10 protein-coding genes and 1 pseudogene are annotated in these 14,264 nt (G+C 50.0%); 3 read left to right on the top strand and 8 right to left on the bottom strand.

The window, feature by feature from the left end; translation table 11 throughout:
- Positions 1-4: 4 nt before the first annotated feature.
- From MKZ79_RS01420 to dacD, 4 genes are all read right to left on the bottom strand, one after another.
- The gene (locus tag MKZ79_RS01420; RefSeq protein WP_336139503.1) at positions 5-1,462 is read right to left on the bottom strand and encodes an EmmdR/YeeO family multidrug/toxin efflux MATE transporter; all 1,458 of its coding nucleotides are present in this window, start codon (positions 1,460-1,462) and stop codon (positions 5-7) included.
- A gap of 293 nt (positions 1,463-1,755) precedes the next feature.
- Positions 1,756-2,076, bottom strand: a complete 321-nt coding sequence (locus MKZ79_RS01415) for a DUF496 family protein (protein ID WP_336139500.1) — start codon at positions 2,074-2,076, stop codon at positions 1,756-1,758.
- A 137-nt stretch (positions 2,077-2,213) separates the two neighbouring features.
- On the bottom strand, positions 2,214-3,272 hold the full coding sequence (locus MKZ79_RS01410; protein WP_336139498.1) for an FUSC family protein: 1,059 nt from the start codon (positions 3,270-3,272) through the stop codon (positions 2,214-2,216).
- 152 nt (positions 3,273-3,424) lie between these two features.
- Positions 3,425-4,594 (bottom strand): serine-type D-Ala-D-Ala carboxypeptidase DacD, encoded by a 1,170-nt coding sequence (gene dacD, locus MKZ79_RS01405; RefSeq protein WP_336139496.1) that lies wholly within the window; start codon positions 4,592-4,594, stop codon positions 3,425-3,427.
- 424 nt (positions 4,595-5,018) lie between these two features.
- On the opposite strand from dacD, the gene MKZ79_RS01400 reads away from it, so the two are divergent.
- On the top strand, positions 5,019-6,095 hold the full coding sequence (locus MKZ79_RS01400) for an acyltransferase family protein (RefSeq protein ID WP_336139494.1): 1,077 nt from the start codon (positions 5,019-5,021) through the stop codon (positions 6,093-6,095).
- A gap of 677 nt (positions 6,096-6,772) precedes the next feature.
- Here the strand turns inward: MKZ79_RS01400 and MKZ79_RS01395 are convergent.
- Entirely contained in the window at positions 6,773-7,090 is a 318-nt protein-coding gene (locus tag MKZ79_RS01395; RefSeq protein WP_336139492.1) for a hypothetical protein, read from the bottom strand.
- Positions 7,091-7,223: 133 nt separating this feature from the next.
- On the opposite strand from MKZ79_RS01395, the gene MKZ79_RS01390 reads away from it, so the two are divergent.
- Entirely contained in the window at positions 7,224-8,240 is a 1,017-nt protein-coding gene (locus MKZ79_RS01390; RefSeq protein ID WP_336139490.1) for an acyltransferase family protein, read from the top strand.
- A 238-nt stretch (positions 8,241-8,478) separates the two neighbouring features.
- Here the strand turns inward: MKZ79_RS01390 and MKZ79_RS21210 are convergent.
- Positions 8,479-9,103, bottom strand: a pseudogene (locus MKZ79_RS21210) (Arm DNA-binding domain-containing protein); the annotation flags it as partial.
- Positions 9,104-9,282: 179 nt separating this feature from the next.
- Between MKZ79_RS21210 and sbcB the strand changes: the two are divergent.
- Complete coding sequence (sbcB, locus tag MKZ79_RS01380) at positions 9,283-10,710, top strand: exodeoxyribonuclease I (protein WP_336139486.1); 1,428 nt, start codon at positions 9,283-9,285, stop codon at positions 10,708-10,710.
- A 78-nt stretch (positions 10,711-10,788) separates the two neighbouring features.
- Here the strand turns inward: sbcB and MKZ79_RS01375 are convergent, their stop codons facing one another.
- A complete protein-coding gene (locus tag MKZ79_RS01375) occupies positions 10,789-12,156 on the bottom strand; it encodes an APC family permease (protein WP_336139484.1) in 1,368 nt (455 codons plus the stop codon).
- Between the two features lie 378 nt (positions 12,157-12,534).
- On the bottom strand, positions 12,535-13,953 hold the full coding sequence (locus MKZ79_RS01370) for a glutamine synthetase family protein (RefSeq protein WP_336141323.1): 1,419 nt from the start codon (positions 13,951-13,953) through the stop codon (positions 12,535-12,537).
- Between the last annotated feature and the right edge of the window lie 311 nt (positions 13,954-14,264).

The raw sequence follows: 14,264 nt of genomic DNA, 5'->3' as shown, positions 1-14,264 counted from the left end.
CCGGTTATTTTTTTGACAGCGCCAGATCCTGAGCGGGCGGCTCCTGCGCAGGCGCGTATTTCCACAACCAGCGTCCGCTGGTCATACGGCGGTAGAAGAAGATAGCACGCACAATCCAGTCCAGGAACATGCCCAGCCAAATCCCGACCACGCCGAAACCGAGCACCACGCCCAGGCTATAGCCCGCCACAATGCGGCATCCCCACATGCCCAGCAGCGAAACCCACATGGTGAACCTTGCGTCGCGCGCGCCCTTCAGTCCGGCAGGCAGCACCCAGGAGGCGGCCCAGAACGGCATAAACAGCGCGTTCAGCCAGATCAATATTTTCACTACGTGAATGACGTCCTCATCGCGGGTATAGAACGAGGCCAGAATACCCGCAAAAGGCACCGTCAGCGCGGCCAGCAGGCAAAGCCCCAGCGTGGAGAGCCAGAAAATATGCCGCAGCTGCCTTTCCGGCTGCTTCAGCTGCCCTTTCCCTAAGCGGGTACCGACGATAATCGTGGAAGCGGAGCCGAGCGAGTTGCCAGGCAGGTTGATCATCGACGCAATAGAGAAGGCGATAAAGTTGCCCGCGATAACGTCAGTGCCCATGCCCGCCACGAAAACCTGCGTCAGCAGCTTGCCGCCGTTAAACAGTACCGATTCGATACTGGCGGGCACGCCGATGCCCAGGACTTCCATCAGGATGCTGGTATTGAGTTTGCTGAAGTAGCTTTTCAGGGTGATTTTCAGGCGAGGATTAAAGCCAATAGCCAGCACGTAGATTACCGCCGCCGCGCCGATATAGCGGGCGATGGTCAGTCCCAGTCCGGCGCCGACGAAGCCCATCCCCTTCCAGGAGAAGCAGCCGTAAATCAGCACGGTACTGAAAATGATATTGAGGATATTCATGCCGCCGTTGATCAGCATCGGGATTTTGGTGTTGCCCGCGCCCCTGAGCGCGCCGCAGCCAATCAGCGCTATCGCCGCCGCCGGATAGCTCCATGCGGTGATATTGAGATAGATCAGCGCCATCTCTTTCACCTGCGGCTCCGCGCTGCCGGCAATCAGATCGATTATCCATTCGCCGTAGAACTCAATCCCTATCGCCAACAGCACGGCGAAAATCGTCATCAGCACCAGCGACTGGCGAGCCGCTGCCTGCGCGCGTTCGCGGTTCAGCTTGCCCAGGCTAAAGGCCACTACCACCGTGGTGCCCAGGTCGATAGCTGCGAAAAAAGCGATAATCACCATATTGAAGCTGTCGGCCAGCCCGACGCCCGCCATCGCCTCTTTGCCCAGCCAGCTGACCAGGAAAGTGCTGAGCACGCCCATCAGCAGCACGCAGAGGTTTTCGAAAAAGATCGGCACCGCCAGCGGCGTGATTTCTCGCCAGAACAGCACCCGATAAGAACGCCTTTTCGGATACCAGGGCGTGCGCCTGATGGCCTGTAACGGAGAAAAGCGGAATGTTTGCAAGATGCTGCCTGCCAGAAATGAAAAAGACTCTACAGATGATGGTAAAAGGCGCTCTGATATGCAAAGTCTTTTTGCTCGCCGACCGCCTTTTTCTTAGCCACTTTTAGCTGGCCGGAAAGCAGAAGCGGACAAGGGTAAGAGCAGCAGCCGTCTGTGAGCTGATAAAAATCGATATTGTCGAGCCTGTGGCGAGCTTTGCTTGCCATAAACAGCAGCAGTCAATTTTGCTTTACTGGTAAAAAAGCGAGAAGGCTAAAGGGGCGAAGAGTCTCGCCCCGGAGAGAGCAAACAGCTTACTGAGATTTAGGCTCGCCCATCGCCTTAAGCCGTTTGGAGAGCTCGCGACGCTCTTTAGAGAGATCGGCATTTTTGATGATGTAGTCATCCACGCGATCTTCGTAATCGCTGCGCATGCTGCTGATGATTTCCTGGATAGCCTCAACGCTCATGCCAGGCTTGATGTATTCGCTAAGGTTATCCAGCAGCAGAACGCGTTTCTGGTTGTCGCGAATTTTCTTTTCAATATCGTGGATTTCACGCTGCAGCTTGTTCTTACGACGGAACATCCGCACAAACTCCAGTACATCCTGAAAGGACTGCTTTGCATTTTCCATGGAAACACCTTCTGTTCAGGCCTGCCTGCGCAGGCATTATTATCATAGCGCCCGGCTTACAAGGCCGAGGACGAGAGCCAAACTGCGGCTATCTTAGCGCGAACCGGCGCTTTTCGCAGTAAGTTGTTATTAATCGTTTATTTACGCAGCACCAGCCGCATCAGATCCGACAGCCTTTCCAGCTGCCCCGCCATCTCCAGACTCAGCCAGACGTAGCCGTGGATCGGCGTTTCCACCAGCTCGTCGCTATTGGACTCTTTGATCAGCTGACGCAGCTCGCGGGTGATTTCCGCCAGTTCGGCGCTGTTGGCGGAGATTTGCTCCGTGCTCCCTTCCACTATGGCTTTGGAGAGCGCCCGCAGCGTGTTTTCCGTCATCTGCTGGGTTCGCTTCAGCGTTGGCGCGTTCAGCATAATCAGATGGCTTTCGCGCGAGGCCCACCAGGCGTTGAGCTGTAGCTCCAGCGTACAAACCATATTACGGTTGAGCGTCTGCATGCCCTCGAACACCGAACGCGGTATGCGCGTCTCTTTGCTGGCGGGATCGATTAACGCCCGCATTTTCACCACGCCGGTCAGCAGCCGCTGCAAAGGACGCGTCAGGCGAGGCTTGTCGACAAGGTTGGGCGAAAAGCCGGCGTGATAGATTTTCGCCGTTTCCAGCAGGGAGTCGGAAAGCTTGATGCGCCAGTGAGTATAAGCTTTTTGCGGATAGATGCTGGTGAACAGCAGCGCCAGAATCGAGCCCAGAATCACATCGCCGCCGCGCCAGAGCGCCATCGTCATATCGCCCGGCGCGCCGCCGCAGATCACCGCCAGCGTAATGCCGATCAGCAGCGCCATATAAGGATGTTTGCCAAGCGTGAGAAAGCCACACAGGAACATCACCAGCGTACACCAGGCCAGCATCATCGGCAGCGACCACAGCTCCAGCCGCAGCGCGATCAGGCCCGACACCGAGCCGAATATCGTGCCGCCGATGCGCTGGATGGCGCGAGGAAAAACGTTGCCCCAGGAGGAGATCGGCCCCATGACCACCACCAGGGTAATCAGCGGCCAGCTGCCTTCCGGGATAGAAAGCAGACGGATCAGCAGGAAAGTGAGGACGAACGCCAGCGCGATGCGAATGCCATGCACCGTGCGATAGTTGCGATAGAGGGTAAATTCAAAGGCCGATAGCGGCTTATCGGGACGCACAATTTTCTCCGGGCGGCGATTAAACGACCGGCATCATACCCTGCTCCGCCGCACGTCGCCCGCTTTTTTCTGTACTCGCGTCTCGCGATAACAATAGCCTAACAAACCATTAAAAACAGCGAAACGGCAAGCCTGCCGGATCGCCGTAAAGGTTACAGTTTGCGTTTAATGTAATCGGTAATGCGGGTGATCACGCCAGCCTGCTCTACCGGTTTCAGCGTTACCAGCGGATAGGAAGCCAGCTCTTTGTCACCGTCGACCAGTCGAATCGTCCCCACCTGCTCGTGCAGCTTCAGCGGCGCTTCCAGGTCTTTGCGGTCGATAACATATTTAGCCTTGATTCTTTTAACGTCTTCACGCGGCAGAGCAAGATAAACGTCTTTATCGCTGCCAACGGAAACCTGATGCGGATTGCCGTACCAGACGTTTTCATGGCCGATCTCTTTGCCGGCATGGAACAGCTGAATGGTATCGAAGTTGTTCTGTCCCCAGATCAGCAGCTTGCGCGCCTGCTCTTCACGGCCTTTAGAACTTTTTCCGCCCATGATAACCGCGATCAGGCGACGCTGGCCGTCGACGCTGGAGGCGATAATATTAAAACCGGCGCTTTCGGTATGACCGGTTTTCAGCCCGTCAACGTGCAGGGTTTTATCCCATAACAGACCGTTACGATTCTGCTGGGTGATGCCGTTCCAGCTCAGCGATTTTTCGCTATACATCTGATAGAAATCTGGCTCGCCATAGATAATGGCGCGAGAAAGCTTCGCCAGATCGCCGGCGGTGGTGTACTGACCCGGCGCATCAAGGCCGTGCACCGTTTCAAAATGGGTATTTTTAAGACCAAGCTTAACCACATATTGGTTCATCTGATCGACAAAAGCTGACTGGCTGCCCGCGACATAATCCGCCAGCGCCACGCAGGCATCGTTGCCGGAATCGATAATCACGCCACGGCTCAGATCGCGCACCGAGACTTTTTCGCCGGGCTTAAGAAACATCAGCGAAGACCCTTTAAATACGGGATTGCCTGCGGCCCAGGCATCTTTGCCTACGGTAACCATATCGTCGCGGCTGATACGCTTGCTGTCGATAGCGCGATCCACCACGTAGCCCGTCATCAGCTTGGTCAGGCTGGCCGGGTTGCGACGTTCATCGGCATTGCCCTGCGTCAGCACCTGACCGGTAGTCGCATCCATCAGCACCCAGGAAGCGGCATCAATGGCGGGCGGAGTCAGGGGAAAAGCTAAGGGGCTGTCTTCAGCATGGGCCACGGCGACCACGGCCAAAAGCAGGCTGACACTTGCGAGCTGACGCTTTTTCAACGGTAAATCCTCAATAGTCTGGAAAAAATCCCGCCTGTTGTACGGGATTTGCCGTTGGGATGCGTAAGAAAATTGCAAGGAAATATTAAGATCTAGCGTTTTCAGTTGTTATGCTCCTTGTAATATTGCTATTTTTATAACTTAAAAAACTTTTATATTATATAGAAGCGATTTGAAAAACCGGTTGATATAATTTAATTTTCATTAAAAAAACCAAGTACACTCTAAATCGAGAATAGTGAAAACGATCAGCATTATCCTCTATGATTTTAACTATAAATACTAATTCGAGCCAATCAATGCTGCAGCATTTATAATCTTTCCTGTTTTATGTAAATTTTGGAGCCCATCAAAAGCATTAACTAGATTTAAGCATAATATTATGTTTAAATTGGTTTAATATGGATTAATTTTCAGGATTTAAATGAACAGTATCAAAAACAACCAATGGCTGGACTTTTGTAGAGCAGTGGCGATATTACTGGTTCTTTTGTCTCATAGCAGGGGTTATTTGATCCCGTTATGGCAACCTTTCAATGGACTAAAGTTTGGTGGCTTTATTGGGGTAGAACTGTTTTTTGCTCTGTCAGGATTTCTTATAGGAAGGATAATAATCGTTAAATCTCGTGATTCTGAAGGGAGAGCGTTATGGATTCTACCTTTCTGGTTCAGGCGATGGGCCAGAACATACCCCATCTATATTTTGTTTTTGTTGTTAAATATAGCAATATCAACAAGCCTAAGGCCCGCAGGTGATGACAACATCCTTGGATATTTTATATTCACACAAAGCTTAACACATCCACACCCCTCTTTTTTTGGCGAAGCGTGGAGTTTGGCTGTTGAAGAAATATTCTATTTTATAACACCAATCCTTTATTTTTTGTTTTTTAAATGTATCAAAAGCCATCAAAAATCTTTATTATTAACTCTTTTCGTTATGATTTTGCTCCCTACGATATATAGAGTTTACTTATCGCTCGCTATAAACTTATCTTTGAACGAAATTCGTACTGTCTCCCTGGCAAGACTTGATTCAATAATGTACGGCGTATTAATAGCCTGGTTATTTTACTTTAAATCTAATTTCAAAAGTGTGCTTTTATACTCAACCCTTTTATTTTCATTATTCTTCCCGGCTCTCATCTATCTTACTCACCTACCCGATGAGATACTTAATGAACATAACTTTACTAAAATATTCTTATTCAATGCTTCTGGAGTAATTTGTGCCTCATGCGTAGTTGTTGGTGTTAAAATTAAAATTAAAGGTTTTTTTGTTTATATAGTCCAAAAAATCGCTGCCAGCTCTTATATTTCCTACCTGATCAACCTTCCTGTTTTGTATACAATGCAATATCTCATCCCAGAACAGCAGGGCTGGGTTTGCATTCTATTATGGTCAGCATATTTGATTATCACTCTATCGCTTGCAATTTTACTGCATATAACCCTTGAAAAGAAAATACTTTCTCTTCGTGATAAAATATCACCAGGCTGAAATAAATTAGCGCTACATTGATCATGTAGCGCCTTACCAACAGCGCACTTTCCTGTTTGCGTTCAAACGTTTAGTAATTACCATGCAATGAAAAACTTCTTTCAATAAAGATATACCATTATGAAAAAAAGCTACTAATTGACATTGTCAACCCCTCTACAGTTACTGCTCATCCAGGCTGCTAATAAATAAATCCAGCGATTAACTTTAGCACATTTGCCAGCATGCTCTTTTCTTTGGCCCTGAGAAAAAATTATTAACTCCTTGCATTTATAAAAATACTCATTTCAAATATCATTCAAAAACCCTTGACACCTTCCTTAAATTTTCAGCTGACATATATTAGGGTTATTAAAATACAGTTTATCTCTATTTATTACTTATGCCCTTTTTGAATATGGTTATATTTTGAAATAATCACGTATATTATAATGCAAAGATAAATGTACGAATTGAACATCGCCGCGGGAGGATTTGGATACAAAAGCCAAAATTTCCGGGATACAATTTTGTTTCAACAAGTTAACAAAGAGAAGGGAAAAAACAGTGAAAACCCAAAGCAATCAACCGCCCTTTCTTTCCCACGACTACGAAACATAGCCCAGCAACCCGCGCCAGTACTGCACTATCCGAATTCGCTCTTTGATTCTGTGCTCAATTTTTTAAGTGGTTGAAATTTAGAAGGGCAACCGGTCATCCCACACTTTCATCACCTGCATCACGACCACGCCACGGATCAGAAGGTCATCCAACACCGGCGCTTCGCCGTTCGACGTGATTATTGCGCGCCCTCTTAGCTTGCCGATGCCCTGCTTGCCAATTAGCTCTGGCAAACAGCAAACTTCATCACCTGGCACCGGCTTCAGGGATGAGTCCGCAACATAGCTCAGGTTGTCCCGATCCACGAGGAAAGTTGCAGACGGATGGTGGATGAATAACGCATTCAGGTCGATACGCGACTCTACGTAGTCCTGCGCCGGTGATGGGAAGCTCATAAAGCCGCTCCTTTTCACTGTTTTTATATACAGCAATGAGTTTGAAGGCGTTTCGGCAACTGGATTTAAGTTCAGTAATGATTTATCTTTCTGCTGATACTATAAATTTTACAAAATTTCTGAGATTTGATTGATGCTGATAAAAGATGCGCTTATAAAAGGTAATAATAACTTTAACTTGTTAAGAGTTTTTCTTGCGTCTCTTGTCGTTTATTATCACTCATTTGCTCTGTTTGAAAAAAATGGATATTATGATCCAGTTACACATTACTTATCTGTTGTCAGTACAGGAGGTCTTGCTGTAAAATCATTCTTCTTTTTGAGTGGCATGCTTGTTACTAACAGTCTATTCAAAAATAGCTCTCCAGTTCACTTCTTGCAATCAAGGGCGAAAAGAATTCTACCGGGATATTGGTTTGTAATATTTATATCTTGCTTGATTATCGGACCCATTCTATCCAGCTTAAAATTACATGATTATATTTATAGTCCGGGGGTGTGGGATTATTTCTTTAATAACTTATCATTCAGAACCTCATATTTTTTGCCTGGAGTATTTGAAAACAGTAAGTACGCATTCAATGGTTCTATATGGACTATACCTCTGGAGGTGAAGTGTTATGCTGTATTATTGGCTATAAGTATAATGTGCAGAATGACCAGCAATAAGATATCACCTTTAATATGCATACTTATTATAATAATGCCTCTAACGCCATTCAGGGATTGGTTGTTCGATTCAAACAATAACCCAGCTGTTTATATGCTCGCCCCTTGCTTTTCACTAGGCTGCATTATCGCACTTTGTAGAGATTATTCAATACCCAACCCAATATTTCCAGCACTTGCATTAATTTCCGCTTTTTTCATAAATGACGTAACATTAAAAAGCTATATGATTTGCTTTCCTTTTTGCATATTGATCTTGTATTTTTTTTCAAGCAAATTATCCTTAAAGATAAAAATGAAAAGCGACCCCTCTTATGGCATGTACCTTTGGGCTTTTCCAATTCAGCAAATCATAGCTAACTATATAACAACCAATCTATTTTTAGGTTTTTCTTTATCAATCACCGCATCTCTCATCATAGGGCGTTTGAGCTGGAATTACATTGAAAAGCCTTTTCTGAAAAACAAGCGGGCGCTATAGCCCGCCAGATTTACTCAAAGATTTTCTTTCCAGCATAGCTGGAACCAATATCTACAAATACTCCATCAGAGATTTTCACAGCCATTGTATCCTTTAACGGAGATTAATTGCTTTCACCATCCTAGTAAATATCTTAATTACCTTGCCTTCACTATTTACAACTGCGTAGTTACTCATCCTATGTACTCCCATACAATAATAATTCCAGAGCTACCGTCGCCGCCTGAGCCAACTACGTATAGATTAGGACTCTGCTTCCCGTTTCGGCACGCACGCCTACATCTTTTGGAGAGATACGCATAATTAAGCAGTTATCGAGAACCTGACGGCGTATGCACCAGCTGATTACCGATCGTATTTTCGCCAGCAGTTGCCGCGCACAGCGAGGATTTTCCCTTTCCTGTTTAGCTAATAAATCTACCCACTGCTTAACTGAAATATCTGATATGGGGCACCCGGAAAAAGCTCCGTGCAAGTTTTTCAGAAGAGTTTATTTGCATAGTGCCCGAGTCTTTGGACGCAAAGCCACTTTAACGTATTTATCTCGCCAGTAGTCCACACAGTCGGCCACGGTCATGCTGTTGTCACCGGACTCCGTGTCAAAGAAGATGCGTGTATCTTTACCGCTATCATACATAACATGCAGGTGGGCAGTAATTGCTCTGCCATCTTTGATGCGTAACCGCTGGATACCGGCCAGGACCAGGGCGTTGTGCTTTCCCTTTACATCTTTAGCGGTATTGAAAAGTGATAACGCCTTTTGGCGAGATGTGCACACCAAGGCCATCTGCATCTGCCACTTCAGGACTTCCTGAATATGGTTTACCATATAGGGAACGAAGTTTTGTATTGCTGAAGGCCATAATAATATTCTGTACGAGTGGTTCCAGGGATTCTGTACCAACTATGTACGCAATATTGCATGGGCTAAAGCGAACATCAATAACCAGAAGTGAACACAAGTGAACGTAGAAGGCCGAAGCCCCAAGTTGGAAGCTGCGTTTTCAGTAAGTCAACAAACAGAAGGGAACAGAGCAAAACAGTGAAAACCGAAAGCAACCAACCGACCTTCCTTTTCCACGACTACGAAACCTTCGGGAAAAGTCCGTCGCTGGATCGCCCTGCCCAGTTTGCCGGCATCCGAACCGACATGGATTTCAACATCATCGGCGAGCCGGAGGTATTCTACTGCCACCCTGCCGACGACTACCTGCCGCAGCCGGAAGCGGTGATGATCACCGGCATCACGCCGCAGCTGGCGAAGGCGAAAGGCATAAGCGAGGCCGCTTTCACTCAGCGCATTCATCAGCTGTTCAGCGAACCCAATACCTGCATCGTGGGCTATAACAATATTCGCTTTGATGACGAAGTAACGCGTAACCTGCTCTACCGCAACTTCTACGATCCCTACGGCTGGAGCTGGCAAAACGGCAACAGCCGCTGGGATTTGCTGGACGTGATGCGTGCCTGCTATGCGCTGAGGCCCGAGGGTATCGAATGGCCGGAAAACGACGACGGCTTTCCCAGCTTTCGCCTGGAGCACCTGACCAAAGCTAATGGCGTGGCGCATGATAACGCGCATGACGCCATGTCCGACGTTTACGCCACTATCGCGATGGCGAAGCTGGTGAAAGAGAAGCAGCCGCGCCTGTACGATTTTCTGTTCAGTCATCGCAATAAACAGAAGATTATGACGCTGATTGATATCCCGCAGATGAAGCCGCTGATGCATATCTCCGGCATGTTCGGCGCGCAGCGCGGCAATACCAGCTGGATAGCGCCGCTGGCCTGGCATCCGACTAACAAAAACGCGCTGATTACCTGCGACCTTGCTCAGGATATCTCGCCGCTGCTGGAGCTGGACGCCGATGCCATGCGCGAAAGGCTATATACCCGCCGGGAAGAGCTGGGCGATGCCGCGCCCGTGCCGATTAAACTGCTGCATATTAATAAATGCCCGGTCGTCGCGCCCGCCAATACGCTGCGGCCGGAAGACGCCGAACGCCTGGGAATCGATCGCCAGCGCTGTCTGGATAACCTGGCACTGCTGCGTCAGCATCCTGAGATCCGGGAAAAGGTGGTGGCGCTTTACGCGGAAGCGGAGCCGTTTGTCGCTTCAGAAGATGTGGACGCCCAGCTTTACGACGGCTTTTTCAGCGATGCGGATCGCAACGCGATGAATATCATCCGGCAGACATCGCCAGAAAACCTGCCCGCGCTGGATCTGACCTTTAACGACAAGCGTATTAAGAAACTGCTGTTCCGCTATCGCGCGCGCAACTTCCCCGGCACGCTGGATGAAGCCGAACAAAATCGCTGGCTGCAGCACCGCCGCGAGATGCTGAACCCGCAGCGGGTGCAGGATTATATTCAGGAGCTGGAGATGCTGTTCAATCAGTATGAAGGCGATCAGGCGAAAATGACCCAGCTAAAAGCGCTGTTCGAATACGCCCGCGAGCTGGTTTCCTGATTGTTGTCCGCTAACGCAGACGAAAAAGGGCGCGATTTTCATACCGCGCCCTTTTTTATGGCGATGTGAGATCGTCGCTTACATCGGCTCTTCGGTGTACTGCGGTACCGGCTTGCGGAAGCGGTGCGTGACCACGGCCAGGTAGACCAGGCCAATCGCGCCCCAGACCAGTCCCAGAATCATCGAGCTTTCTTCCAGGTTAATCCACAGTGCGCCAACCGTCAGCGCGCCGCACAGCGGCAGCAGCAGGAAGTTGATGTTATCTTTCAGCGTCTTGTTGCGCCCTTCGCGGATCCAGAACTGCGAGATCACCGACAGGTTAACAAAGGTAAAGGCCACCAGCGCGCCGAAGTTAATCAGTGCCGTCGCCGTCACCAGATCGAAAGTGATAGCGGAAAGCGCAACGACGCCAACCAGAATCACATTCAACGCCGGCGTACGCCATTTCGGATGGATATAGCCGAAGAAACGCTCCGGGAACACGCCATCGCGGCCCATCACATACATCAGACGGGAAACGCCCGCGTGCGCCGCCATGCCGGAAGCCAGCACGGTGATGCAGGAGAAAATCAGAATGCCGAACTGGAAGGCTTTGCCCGCCACGTAGAGCATGATTTCCGGCTGTGACGCGTCCGGATCTTTAAAGCGCGAAATATCCGGGAAGTAAAGCTGCAGGAAGTAGGAGACCACGATAAAGATCACGCCGCCAATCAGGGCAGTCAAAAAGATCGCTTTCGGGATCACGCGTCCGGCATCTTTGGTTTCTTCCGACAGCGAGCTGATGCCGTCAAAGCCCAGGAAAGAGAAGCACAGGATAGTCGCGCCGGTAATCATCGGCACCACGTGAGCCTGCTCAGACCAGAACGGCTTGCTGCTGACCAGCGTGCCGGTGCCTTCGCCGTGCGCCACACCGTAGATGACCATGCCGGTGATAGCGACCATCACCACCATCTGCAGCACTACGATGACGCTGTTGAAATTAGCGACGGTTTTAATGCCTTTCAGGTTAGAAAGCGTCATAAAGCCGACCAGCAGCACCACGAAAATCCAGGAAGGAATTCCCGGCACCAGCGCTTCAAAATAGATTTTCGCCAGCAGAATATTGATCATCGGCATGATCAGATAATCCAGCAGCGAGGACCAGCCCACCATAAAGCCGACGTGCGGGCTGATGGCTTTCTGGGCGTAGGTATAGGCCGAGCCGGCAGACGGGAAGCGGCGAACCAGCTTGCCATAGCTCAGCGCAGTAAACAGGATCGCGATTAGCGCGAAGGCGTAGGCGGTAGCTACGTGACCATCGGTCAGGCCAGAAACGATGCCAAAGGTATCGAACAGGGTCATTGGCTGCATATAAGCCAGGCCCATCATCACTACAGGCATCAGAGTCAGCGTTTTTTTCAGGTGCGCGCGTGAGTGCGGCGCAGAGGTCTGGGCATTATGCGACATGATTCAGCCTCCCCATAGCATCAACCTTTCTGGGTTGAACCACAGGGAAACTTCGCTTTATGCGAGCGTTGTTCTTATTTGGGGAGGTAAAGCAGGCAGGCGTTAAAGTGATGGCTGCCGCTGCGCCGTAGTCGTCGCGCAAATGTTTACCGGCTGCGGCCGGCGTAATGTAATGTTGCCCCATTTTTATTTCCTCAAAATGACCCTGTCAGTGTGTATCAGTCCGACGAAGCCGGCCTCTTAACCTTTGGTTTTTTTGTGCAAAAAAAATAACCGGCGCAGGAAGCGTCGGTTATCTGTTTACCGGGATATTTTGCCTGGCTGTAAAGCAGAATACAAGTTTTTAAGGCCATCATAACCAATTCTTTACGGGTAAGATCAGGCGTTTTTCAACATCCAGTCGATTTCCGTCGCGGTGATCAGGCGCTCAAAATGTTTCAGCTCGTGGTGTTTGCAGCTGTGCCAGACAAAGCCGAAACGTTCGCCCAACAGCTTCTGCAGCGCCTGATTCTGTGCGAATTCATCCAGCGCGTCGCTCTGCCTGATCGGTAGCGGCAGCCCTTCAGCTTCATGACCGTTGCCGGTAATCGCCGACGGCAGCGGCAGCTGGTGGTCAAGACCGTGCAGAATTCCTGCCAGTACGGCCGCGACCACCAGATAAGGATTAGCGTCCGCGCCCGCGACACGGTATTCCACGCGGTGGTTTTCCGCTTCGCCGCAGGGAATGCGCAGCGCGACCGTGCGGTTATTGTGTCCCCACGATGCCTGTAGAGGCACAAAAGCTTCCGGCATAAAGCGGCGATAAGCGTTAACGTTAGGCGCCAACAGCGCCATAGAGGCAGGCATAAGATCGATCATGCCAGCCAGCGCCCGCTTCAACAGCGGCGAGTCGCTGCCGTCATCGGTAATAAAGGCGTTATGGTCAGCGGCGTCCAGCAGGCTGATATGCACATGCATCCCGCTCCCCGCCCAGGCTTCATAAGGTTTCGCCATAAAAGTGGCGTTCATACCGTGGTTCTCGGCTACCTGCCGGATAAGCCGCTTCATCTGCACGGCATAGTCGCAGGCGCTGAGCACGTTGCGGGTATGGTGGAGGTTGATTTCAAACTGCCCCGGCGACGCTTCGGCCAGCGCGCCATCGGCCGGGATGCCCTGTAGCCTGGCCAGACGATCGATATCGTTTAGCACGGCGGAAAAGCAGTCAAGGTTGTCCACGGAGTAGACCTGGCTTTGCCGGTTGCGTTCTTCACTGCCTGGCGAACAGGGAGGCTGAATAGCGCCTTCCGCATCGCGTTTTTTATCCACCAGATAGAACTCCAGCTCTACCGCTACCGCCGGAAAGAGTCCCCGATTGCGTAACTGCTGCCAAAGGTGATTCAGGACATTCCGGGGTTCAACGTCAAAGGGAGTACCATCTTGATTGCGCATGGTCAGTAAAACCTGCGCCAGGCGCTGCGGGTCGGTAGCGGAGGGAGTAAGCGTGCCTTCGACGGGTAAACAGAGATTGTCCGGTTCGCCCAGCGCCTGGCCCAGCCCGGCCTCTTCCACCGTGTTGCCGAGAATATCCATCGCAAAGACGGAAGCGGGAAAGTAGCAGCCTTTTTCCAGCCTGAACAGACTGGCTACCGGCAGGCGCTTGCCGCGAAAAACACCGTTTAAATCATTCAGCAAAACATCAACATGTTGCGTTTCAGGATAGCGTTCCAGATAAGTTTCCACTTCAAGCTGGAACGCGCTGGTTCGTTGTTCTTCACTATGCCGCGTAAAGTCTTCCACTTCGACGATATTGGTCATGATGCCACCCGCCTTCGCTGAGCCTGCCGGTTAATGTGCGTCGCTCAAAATAAGCGCCACCTTTTTAACATAGCGCCAACCTTTGCGGGCGGCAAATGTTAAAGATAAGTTTATTTTCCAGGCAAAATCTTTTGCATATTGCCCGGCAGAATGCCAGATTGGCAGGATAGCGCTGATACCGCCTTTAATTGCTCACAGAAACAGGATGGAGAGTCGGGATGGGCATTATTTCGAACAACCCTTTGATTGGCGTAATAATGTGTCGAGGCTGCATGGCAAGTAAAGTCATGCGGAAGGCACGAAGTCATGCTTGC

This window comes from Erwinia sp. CGal63 (genome assembly GCF_037026505.1).
Classification (GTDB): Bacteria; Pseudomonadota; Gammaproteobacteria; order Enterobacterales; family Enterobacteriaceae; genus Erwinia.
This window is presented reverse-complemented; position numbering and strand designations above follow the sequence as displayed.